The organism is Bradyrhizobium sp. 155 (genome assembly GCF_023101105.1).
Classification (GTDB): domain Bacteria; phylum Pseudomonadota; class Alphaproteobacteria; order Rhizobiales; family Xanthobacteraceae; genus Bradyrhizobium; species Bradyrhizobium canariense_D.
Genome location: NZ_CP064704.1, coordinates 4837848 through 4855470 on the forward strand (window position 1 = coordinate 4837848; position 17623 = coordinate 4855470).

15 protein-coding genes and 1 pseudogene are annotated in these 17623 nt (G+C 60.3%); 11 read left to right on the plus strand and 5 right to left on the minus strand.

Going from position 1 to position 17623, the window contains the following annotated elements; all coding sequences use genetic code 11:
- The first annotated feature begins 189 nt into the window (after positions 1-189).
- The 5 genes and pseudogenes from IVA93_RS23650 (at position 190) to IVA93_RS23670 (ending at position 9770) form a co-directional block, all read left to right on the plus strand.
- Positions 190-6068 (plus strand): annotated as a pseudogene (locus tag IVA93_RS23650) (AAA family ATPase).
- Between the two features lie 2170 nt (positions 6069-8238).
- The gene (locus IVA93_RS23655; RefSeq protein ID WP_275974734.1) at positions 8239-8604 is read left to right on the plus strand and encodes a dodecin family protein; all 366 of its coding nucleotides are present in this window, start codon (positions 8239-8241) and stop codon (positions 8602-8604) included.
- A 165-nt stretch (positions 8605-8769) separates the two neighbouring features.
- Entirely contained in the window at positions 8770-9081 is a 312-nt protein-coding gene (locus IVA93_RS23660) for a hypothetical protein (protein WP_085350876.1), read from the plus strand.
- 151 nt (positions 9082-9232) lie between these two features.
- Complete coding sequence (locus IVA93_RS23665; protein ID WP_166517563.1) at positions 9233-9403, plus strand: hypothetical protein; 171 nt, start codon at positions 9233-9235, stop codon at positions 9401-9403.
- A gap of 37 nt (positions 9404-9440) precedes the next feature.
- Positions 9441-9770, plus strand: coding sequence for a GcrA family cell cycle regulator (locus tag IVA93_RS23670; protein ID WP_085350875.1), 330 nt, complete (start codon positions 9441-9443; stop codon positions 9768-9770).
- A gap of 128 nt (positions 9771-9898) precedes the next feature.
- Here IVA93_RS23670 and IVA93_RS23675 read toward each other — a convergent pair whose 3' ends face one another.
- The 4 genes from IVA93_RS23675 to IVA93_RS41230 all read right to left on the minus strand — a co-directional run bounded on the left by IVA93_RS23675 (position 9899) and on the right by IVA93_RS41230 (position 14251).
- Complete coding sequence (locus IVA93_RS23675; protein WP_247366731.1) at positions 9899-10453, minus strand: hypothetical protein; 555 nt, start codon at positions 10451-10453, stop codon at positions 9899-9901.
- 356 nt (positions 10454-10809) lie between these two features.
- On the minus strand, positions 10810-10953 hold the full coding sequence (locus IVA93_RS23680) for a hypothetical protein (RefSeq protein ID WP_018458798.1): 144 nt from the start codon (positions 10951-10953) through the stop codon (positions 10810-10812).
- Positions 10954-11700: 747 nt separating this feature from the next.
- The gene (locus IVA93_RS23690) at positions 11701-13362 is read right to left on the minus strand and encodes a cytochrome b5 domain-containing protein (RefSeq protein WP_247370638.1); all 1662 of its coding nucleotides are present in this window, start codon (positions 13360-13362) and stop codon (positions 11701-11703) included.
- A 382-nt stretch (positions 13363-13744) separates the two neighbouring features.
- Positions 13745-14251, minus strand: coding sequence for an MBL fold metallo-hydrolase (locus IVA93_RS41230; RefSeq protein WP_502917287.1), 507 nt, complete (start codon positions 14249-14251; stop codon positions 13745-13747).
- 409 nt (positions 14252-14660) lie between these two features.
- Here IVA93_RS41230 and IVA93_RS23700 point away from each other — a divergent pair, with 409 nt between their 5' ends.
- Positions 14661-14813 (plus strand): hypothetical protein, encoded by a 153-nt coding sequence (locus IVA93_RS23700; RefSeq protein WP_157643068.1) that lies wholly within the window; start codon positions 14661-14663, stop codon positions 14811-14813.
- Between the two features lie 28 nt (positions 14814-14841).
- On the opposite strand, the gene IVA93_RS23705 is transcribed toward IVA93_RS23700, so the two are convergent.
- The gene (locus IVA93_RS23705) at positions 14842-15147 is read right to left on the minus strand and encodes a response regulator (protein WP_247370640.1); all 306 of its coding nucleotides are present in this window, start codon (positions 15145-15147) and stop codon (positions 14842-14844) included.
- Between the two features lie 191 nt (positions 15148-15338).
- Between IVA93_RS23705 and IVA93_RS23710 the strand changes: the two genes are divergently transcribed.
- From IVA93_RS23710 to IVA93_RS23730, 5 genes are all read left to right on the plus strand, one after another.
- Complete coding sequence (locus IVA93_RS23710) at positions 15339-15596, plus strand: response regulator (RefSeq protein WP_345946361.1); 258 nt, start codon at positions 15339-15341, stop codon at positions 15594-15596.
- A gap of 184 nt (positions 15597-15780) precedes the next feature.
- Positions 15781-16056, plus strand: coding sequence for a hypothetical protein (locus tag IVA93_RS23715; protein WP_247370642.1), 276 nt, complete (start codon positions 15781-15783; stop codon positions 16054-16056).
- A gap of 201 nt (positions 16057-16257) precedes the next feature.
- Positions 16258-16851: a hypothetical protein gene (locus IVA93_RS23720; protein WP_247370644.1), complete on the plus strand. Its 594-nt coding sequence runs from the start codon at positions 16258-16260 to the stop codon at positions 16849-16851.
- A gap of 16 nt (positions 16852-16867) precedes the next feature.
- The gene (locus IVA93_RS23725; protein ID WP_244560462.1) at positions 16868-17293 is read left to right on the plus strand and encodes a hypothetical protein; all 426 of its coding nucleotides are present in this window, start codon (positions 16868-16870) and stop codon (positions 17291-17293) included.
- Between the two features lie 5 nt (positions 17294-17298).
- On the plus strand, positions 17299-17454 hold the full coding sequence (locus IVA93_RS23730; protein WP_240543190.1) for a hypothetical protein: 156 nt from the start codon (positions 17299-17301) through the stop codon (positions 17452-17454).
- Positions 17455-17623 lie beyond the last annotated feature (169 nt).

Sequence of the window (17623 nt, forward strand, 5' to 3'; positions counted from 1 at the left end):
GATCACGGTTGATGTCCGGCTAGCGCCGCTTCGGCTTTCTCGCCGTCATCTGCCTGGCGCCGCAGCTTACGCTGGGCAGAACCCCGCTTTTATGGCAGTGTCGATGTGGCCACAGAGCGCAACACAGTACCTCCTCACCTGACATTGGTCACGCGGAGGCTTCGGGGTTAAACCCAGTGTTTTGGGTTGATGCGCATGGACAGCAGGTTCCAAGTGCTATGGGAGGACGATGACCGCATCTTTTGTCGGCCATTGCGCCCGGCTTCCGATGGCGCATGCAGAACTGTATTGGCGGTACTTCCCAAGGCGAAACACGCTTCGTCCGGCCTCCTCGATCGTCTTGATCACGAGTTTGCGCTGAAAGACCAATTAGATGAGACCTGGGCAATGCGGCCGCTCGGGCTGAAGTGCGATGGTGACCGTCCAGTGCTGCTGCTTGAGGATCCTGGTGGCCAGCCGCTCGAACAGTTGCTTGGTGCGCCCATGGACATCGGACGCTTTTTGCAGCTCGCGATCGGCATCGCCGCAGCCCTGAACAAGGTGCACCAACGCGGCCTCGTCCACAAGGACGTGAAGCCGGCGCACATTATGGTGAACTGCGAGGACGAACGGGTCCGGTTCACCGGGTTCGGTATCGCCTCGCGCCTCGCCCGCGAGCGACGCGCCCCTGGGCCGCCGGAATTCATCGTGGGCACGCTGCCCTACATGGCGCCCGAACAGACCGGATGGATGAACCGCTCGATCGATTTCCGCAGTGACCTCTATTCACTTGGCGTTACGCTCTATCAGATGCTGACCGGCTCGTTGCCGTTCTCAGCGGCACATTCCATGGAGTGGGTGCATTGCCACATTGCGCGAAAGCCAGTGGCGCCCGGCGAGCGGGTAAGCACTGTACCGGCTGCAATCTCGACCATAGTCCTCAAGCTGCTCGCCAAATCCGCCGAGCAACGCTACCAGAGCGCTTCAGGCCTCGAACATGATCTACGCCGCTGCCTGATCGAATGGGAAACCGGAGGCCGCATCGAAGAGTTTGCGCTCGCACAATACGACACGCCCGACCGACTGCGGATCCCTGAGAAGCTCTACGGACGGGACCGCGAGATTGAAGCCATGCTGGCCGCCTTTGACCGGATGATCAAGAGCGGCGCGCCGGAATTGATGCTGGTTACCGGCTATTCCGGCGTTGGTAAATCCTCGGTAGTCAATGAGCTCCATCGTCGCCTTGTTCCGTCCCACGGGCTGTTCGCATCAGGCAAGTTCGACCAATACAAACGCGATATTCCCTATTCAACGGTAGTGGAGGCTTTTCAGAGCCTCGTGCGGTTCCTTCTGAGCAAGAACGAAGCCGAGCTGACGCACTGGCGCCAAGCGCTTCATGGTGCGCTGGGCGCCAATGGACGACTCGTTACCGACCTGATCCCTGAATTGCGGCTGATCGTGGGAGAGCAGCCACCCGTCCCTGAGCTCCCCCCGCAGCAAGCACAGAACCGCTTCCGTCTCGTGCTCCGGCGCTTCATAGGGGTGTTCGCACAGTCCGAGCATCCATTGGCGTTGTTCCTCGACGATCTCCAGTGGGTCGATGCCGCCACGCTCGATCTGGTTGAGGACCTTTTAACCCGCTCCGATCTGCAATACCTGATGCTCATCGGCGCCTTTCGCGACAACGAGGTCACTTTCGCTCATCCATTGTGGTACAGGCTTGAGGCCATAAAGAGTGCTGGCGCTAACGTGCAGCAGATCATTTTAGCGCCGCTTGCCAGCTCACACATTTCGCGTTTGATTTCCGATGCTCTTCGCTGCGATTCGACGCGTGCCGCGCCACTCGCGAAGTTGATTCACGATAAGACGGCCGGCAACCCATTCTTTGTGATTCAATTCCTTCAGGCGCTTGCCGAAGAGGGATTGGTCCGCTTCGATCATGACGCACGGTTCTGGTGCTGGGATCTCGCTCGCATTCGCGTCAAGGGCCACACCGACAATGTCGTGGATCTGATGATCGCAAAGCTGACCCGCCTGCCTGCCGAGACGCAGATCACGCTGCAGCGGCTGGCCTGTCTCGGCAACGTCGCCGACACGAGGACAATTTCGATCGTCCTCGGTCGCTCCGAGCAGCGGGTACACGCGGATCTGTGGGAGGCCATTCGCCAGGAATTGGTCGAGCACCAGCCAGGAGTGTATCGGTTTGTCCACGATCGAGTGCACGAAGCCGCCTACTCGCTGATTGCTGATGATCAACGCGCGGCGCTGCATTTGCGAATCGGTCGGGAGCTACTGGCGCAGACCCCCGGGAGAAGTGGGAGAAGGCTATTTTCGAGATCGTCAACCAGCTCAACCGTGGCGAGTCCTTGATCACCTCGCGAGACGAACGCGAGCAACTCGCAGAGCTTAATCTGACAGCCAGCCTGCGCGCGTGGGAGGCGGCGGCCTACGCGGCATCGCTCAACTATGCCGCTGCCGGTGCCGCATTGTTACCAGACGACTGCTGGGAACAACGCCAGCAGCTTGCCTTTGCGTTCGAGTTGCATCGCGCCGAATGCGAGTTCGTGACTGGCTCGGTCCTGGAGGCAGAACAGCGCTTACAGGAGCTGACGACGCGAACCGCGACCGCTGCCGACCTTGCTGTCGTCGCGCGCCGTCGGGTGGATCTGTATACGGCGCTCAGTGAGCCGGACCGCGCGATTAGCGCCGGTCTCAGCTATCTGGAACAACTCGGGATTCGATGGGTAGTCCACCCAAGCGATGATCACGTCCGACGCGAATACGAGCACGTCCGATCTCGGCTCGGGAATCGGTCGGTCGAGGAGCTATTGGATCTGCCGCTAATGAGTGATGCACTCGCACTAGCGACCATAGATCTTTTGACGGCGCTCATGCCGCCGGCGTTTTTCACTGATGCGAACCTTCGCTCACTGGTGGCCCTAAAAGCGGTGGAGATCAGCCTCGAGTGGGGGAACAACGATGCTTCATGCGTTCCTTACGTCATGTTCGGCGCCATTGCCGGCGCGCGCTTCGGCGACTATCAGGCGGGCCTTCGATTCAGCCGTATCGGCACTGAGCTGGTCGAGCGGTGCGGATTTTCGCGCGTGCACGCCAGGACCTACCTGAACTATGGCAACCTTGTCCTTTCATGGACCAAGCACCTCCAGCATGCCCGAGACGCCTTTCAGCGGGCATTTGAGGCCGCGAGCAGCAGTGGCGATGTCACGTTCGCGGCCTTCAGTTGCGCCAGCTTGAATACGAATTTCCTTGCGGCGGGCGATGCGCTTGCAGAAGCGCAGCGCGAAGCCGAGCACGGGTTGCAGTTGAGCAAGAAGGCGAAGTTTGCGTTGGTGGCCGACATCATAATGCCGCAGGTTGCGCTAATCCGTATGCTGCGCGGCCTGACGCGGCGTTTCGGCGCTCTGCACGACGACCCGTCCGACGAGCTTCGGTTCGAACGGCGTTTGGCCGCCGATCCGGCATTCGCGCTGCCCGAGAGCTGGTATTGGATCCGCAAGCTGCAAGCGTGCTTCTTTGCCGGCGACTATTCGCTGGCCGTCGACGCCGCATCGAAGGCACGGAGACTGCCGTGGTCACCACCGCAGCTACTCGAGACGGTGGAATACGAGTTCTATGCAGCGCTATCGCACGCTGCATGCTGGAATTCGGCACACCCCGAACAACGTCAAGGGCACCTTGAGGCCCTGACTGGGCACCACACGCAGCTCGATTTGTGGGCACAGAATTGCCCGGAGAATTTCGCGGACCGCGCTATTCTAACCGGCGCCGAGATCGCCCGTCTCCAAGGCAGAGAACTGGACGCGGAGCGTCTCTATGAACAAGCCATCCGCTCCGCTCGCGACAACGGCTTCGTCCACCACGAGGCGCTCGCTTATGAATTGGCCGCGCGGTTTTACGGCGAGCGTGGTTTCGAAGAATTTTCTGGCATCTATTTGCGGAGAGCGCGCGACTGCTATGTTCGTTGGGGGGCAGACGGCAAAGTGCGGCAACTTGAGGATATGCATCCGCACCTCAGGGAGGCGAGATCAGAGCCAGGCCCGATGAGCACGATTGGAGCGCCGGTCGAGCATCTCGACCTCGCCACTGTCATCAAGATGTCGGAAGCGGTGTCAGGTGAGATGGTTCTGGAGACGCTTATCGAGACGCTCATGCGCACTGCCATCGAACAAGCAGGGGCTGAACGCGGTCTGCTGATCCTGTCGCACGACACCGAGCCGCGCATCGAAGCGGAAGCCACCACAACCGGCGATAAAGTTACTGTTGAAATGCGCAATACAGCGGTGACCGCGGATCTCCTTCCCGAATCCGTTCTCCATTACGTACTGCGAACTAGAGAGTGCGCGGTTCTCGAGGATGCCACGGTCCAGCCTCCCTTTGCCACGGACCCCTACGTTAATCAGCGCAACGCTCGTTCCATTCTCTGCATGCCCCTGATCAACCGTGCGAAAGTTATCGGCGTGCTTTACCTCGAGAATACACTGACGCCCTACGTTGTTGCACCGGCGCGAATTGCGGTGCTGAAGCTGCTCGCCTCACAGGCAGCAATCGCACTGGAAAATGCGGCTTTGTACCGCGATCTCGGAGAACGGGAAGCGAAAATCCGACGCCTTGTCGATGCCAACATCATCGGAATCATCATCTGGGAGCTTGAAGGTTCGATTCTGGAGGCCAACGATGCGTTTCTCAGCATCGTGGGATACGACCGTGAGGATCTCGTCTCGGGCCGCCTGCGCTGGACTGACCTGACGCCGCCTGAATGGCTCGACCGCCACGAGCGATGGTGGATCCCGGAACTAAAAAAGATGGGTAGCGTGCAGCCGTTCGAGAAAGAGTATTTCCGCAAGGACGGAAGCCGCGTGTCGGTGTTGATCGGCATGGCTGCGTTCGACGAACAACGAGACCAGGGTGTCTCCTTTGTCGTTGACCTGACGGAGCGCAAACGATCGGAAGTGGCTCTGCAGGAGAGCGAGGAGCGTTTCCGGACTCTCGTACAGTTCTCTTTCGACGTGTACTGGGAATCCGATGCGCGGCATCGTTTCATTCGCCAGGAATTCGCCGAAGGCATGGTCGATGCACCCGCGTCGGGCTCTGAACTTGGTAAGACGCGCTGGGAAGTGCCCTACTTGGAGCCCGACGAGGAGGCTTGGCGCAAGCATCGGGAGACGCTCGATGCCCACCTGCCGTTCCGCGATTTCGAGCTCGCGCGCCCTACGCCCGATGGCGGCAAGCGCTACGTGTCCGTCTCCGGGCTACCGGTGCTCGACAAGTCCGGGCACTTCATCGGTTATCGCGGCGTTGGACGGCACATCACCGAACAGAAGCGGGCCGCAGAGGCGCTGCGCGAGATACAGAAGGAGCTTGCGCACGCTAACCGCCTCGCCACCATGGGCGAACTCACGGCCTCGATCGCGCATGAAGTGAGCCAGCCGATTGCCGCGGCATCCATGAATGCTGGTGCGGCCGCGCGCTTCCTGGACAGAAATCCGCCGGATCTTGAGAGGGTCAGGGAATCACTGGACTGGCTTATGAACGATACCGCTCGGGCCAGCGACATCATCCAACGAATTCGCGATCTCGTAAAAAAAGCACCGCCCCGGAAGGATCGCTTGGACATCAATGAGGCGATCAGGGACGTTATTGAGCTTACCCGCGGCGAAGCGATGAAGAACGGCATCTCAGTGCAGACGGAATTTGCAGACAGCTTACCGCTTGTCGAGGGCGACCGCGTCCAATTGCAACAAGTGGTTCTCAACCTGATTATCAACGCTGTCCAGGCAATCGGCACGGTCGCGAATGGAGCCAAGAAAGTGCTGATCACCACCGCGCAGGGTGCACCGGACGGTGTTCTCGTCGAGGTGAAGGACTCGGGACCGGGGATGAGCTCTGAAACCTTCGAGCACGCCTTCGCCCCCTTCTACACGACGAAGCCCAGCGGTTTGGGGGTGGGACTGTCGATCTGTCGTTCGATTATCGAAGCGCATGCCGGACGCTTGTGGGTGACGCGCAACCAGCCCCACGGCGCAATTTTTCACTTCACCGTACCAGCCCACCCTGCCGACGCTTCTTGATTATGGCCGGATTGCTGGTTCCAACTTCGAGCACGCACCTCGCGCTTTGCGATCGAGAAGATCAAGTCGATCGAAGCCCTGCCGATCCTGGCTGCCGCGACGGGGATTAAATCACCAAGCTGTCGCAGAAACGGTCGAGGGATCACGAGGCGACTAGGCAAAACAGGTTGTGCATTTGCGCGCCTTGGTATCCTATTCTACGACGAGCGCGTAATCGACCTGTGCCGTTTAATCTGCACACCGTATCGCATTGCGCGAAGATGCAGAAACAAAGGAAAAGCATAAGTCGCACTGCTATCCGGGGCACGATACGCAAAAAACGTCGCACCAGATCCGCCTTGTTCTCGTCGACCCCATCCGTAATTTAATTGAATACGAACAGTTTTGATATGGTTGGCGCACCAGGGCTCGAACCGGGGATCCGCTGATCCAACATCGCCGCTCGTTCTCATCGCTCTGTTCGCGCTCGTCACGTCAGCCACTGCGGCAATCGAGCCTATGGCCGACTCGGTGCCCGTAAGCCGTGCCTCAGGGACGATCACTGGCAATGGATCGATTTCCGCTCTTCCGAATTGCCCCGGCGAAACAGGGCGCGGTTGGGGCGTGATTGATGCGATAGACCAGCGTGTCGATCTTGGCAGCGGACTTGTTGCTGAGCAACGTCAGGCCGCCCCGCAGCGAGCCCTGAACCGCTCGCGCCAGTGCATCACTTCGTCCTAAGTGCATCCGCCTTCCACTAGATCGAGCATGGAAAGGCCATAGATCACGAGGAGGTAAGGATTAGTGGCCGCTCGCACACGGCTTCGATGGCAAACCACATCGATTCGGGGCACGCCCCCCCAATCATCCTCACGCTGATTGGCGCGCGGCGCTGCAAATTGGTTGATCCGGTAACCCTAGGGCCCATTACGGCGCACATAGAGGAAATTGGCGCCCTGCGCGTCGGGCGCCCCTTGACACTCGTGTCAGTCGCCGGCGTTGCACGGCGCACCACATGGCGCGCGGTCGTAGGCGGCGCGGCCGTTGGCGCGGCCGCGGTTGGCACGGCATGTCTCCGCGTTCTGATTAACGGTCGCTACGGCTGCCGCTGATAGCTGTCGGTTCTAGCTTCTGAAGAGCGCATCCTGCGGGATGAGGTTCATGCAGGATGTGCTGTTCAGGTTTCAGGGGCGCTAGTGACAGGGGCCAAGGCGCGACAGAGCAGAGATCGAGAACTCCAGCGTCGCCAGCATCGCGAGCATGTCGCGTTGTCCTGCTCCAGGGCGGCGGGGGTCGGCAGAACATCTTGACGCTCTTTGATCTCTGGCCGAGCCGAAAGGCATGAAGCTCGAGGCCGAGTGATCCATAAAGGTCGAACGCAAATTGCGAGCAAGAAGGAACGACGCGGCCACGGAGGGCTTCTGCTCCTCGTTCAAGACCGAATGGACAGTGAGCAAGATCTATTGCACTGCGAACACCGATATTCGCGCCAATGCGTCCCCACCGGCAAAGCCTTCGCGGCGATATGGGCCCCATGCGGCTTAAATCTGGCAGCGTGATGGATTAATTGCGCGCCTGGCCCCCGAATTCATAAGCTCGTCTAGCACTTTGGCGGCAATACGCGGCAGCGCGCTCAATTAATCGAGCCGTCCACGTTTCGCCGGGCGACGATCCTGTCCTCGGTCCGCGACGCAACCACCCGGTTGATGGGCGACGCTGCGGTAAGATTTGGACCGATCTCCACGCTGGCATGGCAATGTGAAAGCGCAACCGGTCGGGAGGCAAGATTGTGGATGTGATGCCGGTCTGCCGGCCTGAGCGAGGGTTGTCTCTAGCACTAAGTTAAATGCTCCGCCACGATGAGTTCGAAGACGACGATCATCGCCACGACGATCCTCGATCGCCAGATCAATGTAGTGCTCCTGCTTCCGCGGCAAATCATGAGATCTGACCGATAGCTATCTACAGACCGTCGCTAGAGCAGGTGGACAAGGGCAAGCCAGCACGGATGCGAATCCCTGCCTGGTGGCAAGCGCCGGAGCCAGGGGCTTGGACGGCTTAGCCGGTTCGTATTTTTGGTTAGTCTCAGCAGCCGCGATCGAGTGACCCGAGACTGAAATGGTCGGCACCGGGTCAAACAGGAAAGTGACAGGCAATCGGACGTTTTTCCGTCTGCTCGCTAGGAGCGGACATGATGGCGCTGGCCCGGCAGGTTGGCTCCGGCCAAAAGCTGCCCCCGCCAAATGCAATTTTGTCCCTTTCCGGCTCCGGACGGCATCCCCGTATCGGGGTCGAGATCCTGATGCTAGATTTCCTTCGTCATCCCGGACAGGAGGACGACACGCCTGATAGCGTCTACAAGGTCATTGAACTGGTCGGTACCAGCAACGACTCGTGGGAGAAGGCCGCCGCAAATGCGGTCGAGCAAGCTGCAAAATCTCTCCGAGATCTTCGCATTGCAGAGGTCGTCAAGCTGGATATGCAGCTCGATGACAAGGGAAAGGTCGAGGCCTATCGCGCCAAGCTCAACGTATCGTTCAAGTTCGAGAGCTCCTGAGCCTCAGCACCTCGCCCCATGCGCAGGGCGAGGAGGACTCATTGGAAAAGGCGCGTTGCCCTGTTCGCCTAGCCGGACACTGTGGCCCGGTCTCGGAAGTTGGCCCTAGTCCGACCGGGACCGATATGCTTTGATGCGTCGAGGCGTGTGGCGCATGGTGGCCTCATGTACATGGTCATTCGCAAGTACACCAAGGTTCGTTCGGTAGCGGACGCCGCTCGCCGCGCCAAGAGCGGCGTCGGCCAGATCCTAAGGCAATCGCACGGCTTCAGATCTTACCAAGTTCTGGATGCGGGCGACGGCGTTGGTATCGCCGTGATGATATTTGACGATCGCGAAAGCGCCAATGCAGCGAACGACAAGATACTCGCGTTTGTTCAAGCAAGTCTACATGACCTCGATCTTGGAGTTCCCGAAATCACCACCGGCGAGGTTTTGGTGAACATAGAGCCGAATGAGTTCTCGGGCATAAAGTAGCTGAAACGCCGCCATTTGCGTGCCGGTTGCCCTCCTTTGCTCATGTCGTCGACTTGATGTTTCCATCTCGTTTGCACCGATCGCGCCCTGGACGCGCGTGCCATCCGCCATGAATATGCGACTACGCGTATTCTCGAGGAGTAGCAGCCACATGAAGCAACATACCTTCGAAGCATTTTCCACCGCCGCGATCTACTGGACACCGCTTGTGCTTATGGGCACCGCGATGCCGCCAAGAGATCCCGATGAAGACGACGAGGACGACGAAGAGGAAGATGACGCTGACGAACCGCCGGTCGTGCGCGAGCCGGACGAAGACTAGACTGGCGTGTTCGGCAGCCGGCGCTATAATATCTCTCATGGGCTGGGATGCGAAAGACATAGCGCTCCTCAACAGGCTCTGGTCCGCAGGACAGAGCGCGGCGCAGATTGCGCGTCGTCTCGGGTGCAGTCGTAACGCGGTCTGCGGCATGCTGACCCGTCTGGGGTTGAAGCGCGGCCACAAGCCGCCCACAGCAACGCCCAAGATAAGGCCGCGCCCGAAGCTGAGGCCGACCTCGTCGGCTGCCTGCGCCCGTCCAGTCGCACGGAAGGTGTCGCGGAACGCAGTGCAGAGGCAGCCGCCCAAGGAATTCAGCAAGCAGCAGCTCTACTCCATGCTGGCAGAGGCGGTCAGAAACACTGGCTAAGAGCTCACCAAGAATGTGGTTGTGCTCCCGCAAGTCCCTGGCCCAGTTCGACGGGTTCGGCAGTCGTATACCCATCCCAAGGCTTCATCTGCTTGGAGTCAACAGCAGCGGTAGATGATAGGCTGAACTTACTTGTGGTTTGCCGCCGAAAGCCGACATGTCACCGATTCAAGAGATCTTCGAGTAAGCGGCACGAAGTGGAAGCCGTAATGCCGGATCTGGCCCTTTGAATGACCTGCCGTCGATATCGATGACGCCGCAACGTCGGTGGCGATCGTCGTGCGCTCGAAAAGCGATGCTTGCCAACGGTAAGGCGCTGCTTGCGGCCAACTCACCTGTTCCGCCGCGAGGAACGATTGCATCAGCCGTGCTTTAACCGTCCGCACCTTTAATTGTTCGATCAGCAGTTTGCGAAAGCCGCCGCCGATCGAAGGACCAGTCAATGCGCATCCGTCTCGTTGGTGGCACGGGGCTTGTTCGATCGGCAATCCAGGCCAGACTGTCCGCCGAAGGGCCCGAATGCGTATTGGTGTCGCGCCACCCACCGCACCTGATACGCACCACATCACCCTCGATATGGTCGGACCACCGACGCTTCGAAATGGAAGGACGCTCTTGCCGGCGTTGATGTCGTTGTCAATGCGGCGGGTGCCCTGCAGGAACGGGACATGCAGGCGGTTCATGTTGCTGGCAGCGCGGCGCGGGGGCCAATGCAACAGTGCGAAGTCATTGGAGGTCTCAGCAGGCAGTTGCTGGGCCCGGCCCGGACCTAGCAGAATCCCGCGCTAGCTTCATTGTATGCGGCGCGCGAACCGTTGGGGCTGACTGACATCAGCGCCGAACTGAACCAAGGCTGGAGCCGAGTGACTTCCGCAGTTTGCCCGAAGCTGCAAATCAGAGTCCTCTGCTCTTGTCGCCGTTTGACCCTGAACGGACGTGCTAGGCATAAACAGCTGGACGCGGTGTGGTGTGAGGTCTTGGCTTTGGTTTGCTCGGACGTCCGCATCACGGACTGACGCGCTCGCACCAAACCCCTGTCTTACTGGGCTTGATCGCAGGCCTGCAGGATCCGGACAAAATCAGCCATGCTGGATCGATCTTCAGCCATAGCTGCAACCTGAGTATTGGACACGCGTTGGCTTCCCCGTCTGAACCACATCAGGAGGTCGGCGATGTTTCTCATGGCGGACTCTCTGCACAAACTACGGCCGTAAGCGTCTGTTGAGCGGCGAAGCGCCGCTAGATCGGGAGAAGGGCCGGCGGGCGCTACGCCGCCGGTCTCGTCCCGCAACTGCCGGCTCGCAGGGCCGGTTCCGTTACTTTTCAGTCTGGATGTATCAGTAACATTAGCCCTCGGTCGGCGCCATCGCGCGCAGGTATGAAGTGACCATACTTAGGTAGACGTGGGTTAGTGAATCGGGATCGGGAGCCATCCCGACCGGCACCGTTCGAATTGGAGGCTGCCGCCGACCAGGCCATCGCTGCCTGCGGTCGAGACACCCGGGAGACGGTCAAGGCGCTCATTGTCGCGAACGGCTTCCTCGAGGCGCAGGTCGAGGATTGCGAGCCTCGGTTTCCCCCGGCTACTCGCGCGGCCGGTTCGTCGTCCGCGCGACCGTCCCCCGAATTGATCAAGTAGGACCTCGAAACCGCCGTCGAAAAGGCGTCCTCGATCAAGCTGCAGATCCGAGCTTCATCCTCCACGACCAGAACTCGAATGGCATTACTCGCCTCGGCGACCGATGCGGTCGTCTCGCGTGACGGTAAGTGCGTTGGCCCGCGAATGTCGTGCGCCTCAGCCGTCGCGAGCCGTTATTTGGAAGTCTACCGGTTGTCGGAATGCTCTTCGCGATGTGCGAGGCGGGTCGACGGCGCGGCTCGGATGCGGCCTACGGCAGTGCCGCCAGGTGCCCGGCTACGACGAGGTGGTTCAATTCTCGACGAGAGCGCCCACGCAAAAATTTGCCATGTGCGCGACGGCCTCGGTGCTGTGATAGTCACCGAATTCGGCAGTGGCCTCCTTGCCAGCGTACATTCGTGCGATTCCAGCGCCGCCAGGGTGATGAGGGGCCCACTCGGTGATGTCATAAACTTTTCCCGAGATGATGATCCAGCAGTCGTTCTGTGTGTTGTGCAGAGCGACCTCTTCGCGCGTGACGCGGCGCGTACCCTTCGCCGGATTGGCGGGCATCCAGAGCTTGATCCCACCGTACCTTACCTTGGCGGTTCGGCGGAAGTCCCACGGACCTAGCCTCTTGGCAGGCAACTCGCTGCCGATCTTGCGGGCGTCGTAGGCGTAGATCCAGGAATCGTCCTCGCCGCCGCGCTTATCGTGGGCAAAGGCAGGACTCACACGCTCATCGAGTCTCTCCAGTAGCGCCTTCTGCTCAGCGGTGTCCTTCGCTCGCAAATGGTCGAAGGCGAATTTGGATCCCAATTGAAAGCGGGTAGCGCGGTAATGCCGCACGCGTTCGTAGTGCAACAAGGCTGTAGGCACATCGCGCTGGTGAAGCGCAAAGGCGCTGGCAAGGGCGGCGGCGTCTTCGAAGGACTGAGCAGCTCCTTGACCGAATGTGGGAAGCATCGGGTGCGCCGCGTCACCGAGCAGGCAGATGCGGCCCTGCACCCAGGTTTCGAGCGCATCGCGATCGTAGAGACCCCACTTGGTAGGACGAACGATCGCCCCCGACAGAGCGATGAGGTCGTCTCTGCTGGGATGGCCCGCGAATGCCTCGCCGACCTCGCGAACGATCTCCTGCTGACTGACGGGAAACCAGTCGCCCTCCTCCTGCTCGAACGCGGCGGACTCAGGCTCATAATGCGCGATCCACACGTTCAACAACTCGCCGCCGCGTACCCAGTACGTGGTCGCGCCGCTCCTATCCGCCCGATGGCGGTCCATGCTGAAGGAGTTGATGGGATTGTGGTCCAGCGGGTTACCGTTCGCTTTGCGGAGGGACGCAACCCCCGTCCGCGGAATGAGTCCTCGAAAGCAGGTTACCTCCGTCCAACGCTTGGGACGCGAATTCGGCCACGCCAGCTGTAACGTCGCAGAGTTGATCCCGTCCGCACCTACGAGAAGCTCTCCCGTGGCGGTTCGACCATTCGAAAAGGTCGCTATTACCTCGCCTGCGGTCTGACGCAGCTGCGTCAGTCTGCAGTCCATGTGCACCGCGATCGGGCATGGCGCGCCGCTGTCCATACCGAAGTCGGACACTCGCTTGTACAGGCACATCAAAAGGTCCAGCCTGTGCATGTGATGAAAGCCGGCGCCGTCGCCTGCGGCGGTGACATGATCGAATGGCCTCTTTGTCACGCTCCCATCTGCGTTGAACTGTCGTGTCGACTCCAGGATTGCCGCGCGGCCGCCGTCAAGGACCCCGTCGGGGCCTTTGGAATCTCCCCCATCCAGGTCGACGCCTAGCCAACGACATATTCGCGCCCCGTTGGGCGGGATGTTCAACCCGGCGCCTGCGGTGCTAGGCACCTTCGCTTGCTCGTAGACATCGACCGATGCGAACACTCCCGACTGACGCAGCGCCAAGGCCGTCATCAACCCGCCCATTCCCGCACCGACGATCACTGCCCTCATCCATCTTCCTTCCGATGCAATCGAACGCCCCTCAACTCGCGGCTGGAATAAGTTTAAGGCGCCTCAATGGGCTCGAGACTAGCGCCGGGCTGATTGGCAATAAAGGATCTTGTCGCACGCCAAATAGAGTTCTGGAGTTCCTCGGTCATCGGCCTCCGTGAGCAAACGCGCCGACCGAGCGCCAACTTCCATTGAGGATGAGCCAGTCGCGTCGGCTTGGCGCTGCGTTGCAAACCTCGGTCCTCGTCTACGAACCGACATTTGGCGCCGCCTTCCGAAGGGAGCGACCGGGCAGTGCGAAAGGTCGTCGGACCTACCCGATCCTTTCATTGGCCCTCGCAGCCAGCAGCCAGACGGTGCGGTATACTCGGCGGTACAGGCATCATCGGCAGCACCGGCACGAATGGCGGCGCCCTGGCGCCCGGCAGCGGGTCCGGTACCCTGCGGCCCAAGGCAGCCTGGTATTCACGGCAGCATCGAGCCATTTGGTCGAGGTCTCGTCGGCGAGCAGCGACCGCACCGATGTAACGTGCACAGCTTGCTTCCCGGCATCCTCGACTTCGAACGAATGCGACAGCCGAGGATAAAGCATGTAGCGCCCGGTCGCACAGGCAAGCTCGCGCTCCTGAAGGTGAAACCGCGCATGCGCAAATCGGTCGAAATTGCCGGCGTGGTCGTAGTGCAGATGCGTGAGAATCACGTCCTTGACGTGGGCAGCGTCGATATCGAACGCGGCAAGCGTCTCTACCGGGCAGCGCAGGTAATTTCGCCTGCGCTGCTTCGCGACCTCGGCATTGAACCCGGTGTCGATGACGAAGATGCGGCCGCCTCCCCTCGCCAGCCACACGAAATAGTCCATCGGCATTGGTCCAAACGCGCCCTTGATCATGGGCCGTTTCGCTTTTGCGTCACCAGTCGCAGCGGGATGTTATGCAGGTTGGCGCGCCTCGCACGGCCGGCTCTGTCCTGCCGAGCGCCTGGGCGATCTCGTCGGGTCGGCGCCCAGCCGCCGCCATCACCAGCAGCTGTTGATGCTCTTCCGGTGTCCACCTCCGGATCAACGGATAGCGTGACTGTGCCATCGTCCCGCGTCCCCCAGCCTGTTGCCAGGTTATCGGGCTGCAATTGCTGAGTCGCGCTTTAACATATGATGCCTATCTCGCAGGACGAGGCGAGCGGATGGCGCCGGACTGAGCCAGCACAGGGCTTGGATGGAGGCTCCACGGCGGGGCAAGCCGGTAGTTTTCCGGGCCGTAAAATTTCGTCGGCTTTAATAATTCGAGCGAATGATCGCTCCGATGACCGGAGACCTTGACCATCAAGCAGAGGCCATCGCCGCAATGCGCAAAGCGGTCGCCGCGACCTGTGCTGCCGAGCGTTTGAAGTGGTTGAGGGCCGCTTTGGCGTGGAAACATCTTGAAAGCTTGGCGAAGGGCAAGTTGGCAGCGTGAAACTCCCCGCGAGCGGCCTGTTCGCTGGTCAAGACCTGGCGCAGTTTTCGATCATCTCCGCGAGCGCGGAGCAGAGGACGGGCTTCTCCAATCGGGGAGCATTGCGGAAGCCGCCCGGCAATCCATCGGATGTGTGGCCGGTCAGGAAGAAAAATTGCAACCCGCGACCACGAGTGATCTCCGCCACCAGTTCAGTTGTTTCATCGGCAAGCCTCAGGTCGAGAATGGCCAGATCGAAGTCAGCCACCCGCGCGACTTCGATTGCTTCCTTCAGGGTGCCTGCTTCGGCGATGACCTTGTCGCCCAACTCCTCCAGCATGTCGCAGAACATCATGCGGATCGGCGCTACGTCCTCCACCACGGAAGATTGAGAGTGCGCCCATGCTCCGTCTCGTCGGCCTCCGCCATGCAGCCGGCCAGCTCCCTGGGGCCCTCGGATCGGCCTATGTTCACTTTTGGACACATTTTCAGGGAACAAAGCCGCCGCAACATAGGTAGGTTCCAGCGTTCCGAGACGGAGTGAACATGACAGCGCCGTCGCCTCTCATCTTGGTGGTGGAGGATGAATACCCATTGCAGGCGGTGGTTGAGGAAGCCCTGCTGGAGGCAGGCTTCGCGACTGACATCCTCTCGTCTGCCGAGGAAGCTCTGACTCTCTTCAGAAGCGGCATGAAGGAGTACCGGGCGCTCGTCGCGGATGTGAACCTCAAGGGCACGCTCAGCGGTTGGGAATTGGCCAGACAGCTCAGACACGAGAGCCGACGTTTCCCGTGGTCTACATGACGGGCGCTGCGGCGAACGATTGGGGTTCGCAGGGCGTCCCAAATAGCATCCTGTTGCAGAAGCCGTTTGCACCGGCCCAGCTTGTCACTGCGGTCTCGAAGCTCCTCAATGAGGTCCCACCGACGCACAAGTAAAAACCGCGGCCGTCATTGGCTCACACAGCAAGCCAGCTTCCCAACCGTCCATGGCGGCAGGAACGAAGCTCGGCAATGAACATTTTTTAGTCCCAGGTGGCTCGTTCGCTCTGCCTGCAATGGCGCAGGGTATGCTCACGTGCGGCAAATGCGATGAGATCAACAACAAGATCGCGCACCATAGCCGGTTGTTGTCTCTTGTCACTGACAAGATCGCGAGAGAGGGTATCGCCGACTTGATCGAGGAAATGACGACGGAGAAAGCGGCACTTCATCCCAACCAGAGGAGAAGTAAGCTCGCAGTCGATTGCGCCAATCCGCGGTAGATCCTCGCCGACAGTTCCATCAACATTCTCTTTCTCGCAGCGCGACCGCAGATGCGAGCAATCAAACTCTCTCCTGAATTCTTGCAAATCTCTGCCATTTACCAAGGGCAGATTTGCTTCCGGTGAAGCGTGTCGATCAAGCGTGTCGCAAGACTGGTGCACACGTCAGGCCCGCTACCGACATGAAATGGGAGTTACGCCATGCAGCATCTGCCGAACGATACCTTCGACGTCATCCTTGACCAGTTTGGTCAAATCGAGACCGTGTACGGAGATCTCGGATTTCCCGCAGCCAAGGACGTCTGGGGCGGCAACGACACCGTGACGGCAACCGTCACCGAGCTCAATACGAGGCTCACGATCTTCGGCGATGACCAATCGATGCTGCTTGGTCACTCGCAAGGCGGAAACGACACATTGTTCGCCGATATCGGCGGCGGCTGGAACACCGCTCTCGTGGTAGGCGATGCCCAATCGATGATCGACGACGCCAACGGCGGCAACGACACCATCGTCGCGGATGCCCATGGCACGGTCTACACCACTGTCTCGGCCTTCGGCGACGTCGCGGGCGACATGTCGGGCAACGCGCAGGGCGGCCATGACGACATAACCGGCTCGATCGCGTGGCGCGGTGGCGCCAACCTGTTCGCCGGCGATGCCGGCGGTTCCATGATGACACCTCGCACGGCGGCAACGACACGCTCGATGTCAGCGTGCTCACCACGACGGCGTGGCGACCGTCAGTGGCGACGCCATCGGCGCCTTGCGCGGCCTTGCGCAAGGCGGCAATGACAATATGACGGTCACCTTGAACGGCGACAGCGCCATAGCCGGCGCGACCTTGTCGGGGGACTCGTCGACGTCCCTGATGGATCTTACCGAGGGCGGCGACGATGTCCTGACCGTCAAGATCGAAGGCCAGTACGCGGATGCGGTCTCGTCAGTGTACGGCGACGCGCCGATCATGGCCGGTCATTCTCATGGTGGCAACGATATCAATGGCGGCGTCGGCCGGGATTTCATGTATGGCGATGCAGGAATCTATGAACCGGCGGCGCCAGGCTCGATCACCGGCGGCAGCGACACGCTGAACGGCGGATCGGGCGACGACTGGATGTGGGGCGGAGGAAACAGCGACTTCTTCGCCTTCAGCACCGGCTCCGGCAACGACACGATCGCCGACTTCGATCAGGGCACAAGGCCGTCGGCAGCACCGCAGCGGAACACGATCTGATCGATGTGCAGGATTACGGCTTCGCGGACTGGGCGGCGCTGTCGAGTCTGATCAGCGACAATGCTTCCGGCGATGTCGTGATTCATCTCTCCGGCAACGACTCGATCACGCTGGACGGGATTCACGCGGCGAACCTGCATCCGACCGACTTCATCATCTGAGGGAATAAATCAAAGCGGCGATGTCGTACCCCGTCGCGCGGGGCGACATCGCAATCGCGAGTGCGCAACGACCAGTTTCGCCGCACGGCGCAGCGAAGCCTGTCGCGAACAAACTCTGTCCCGAATTCCAGCAAATCTCCGCCATCGACCAAAACTAGATTCGTCTCCG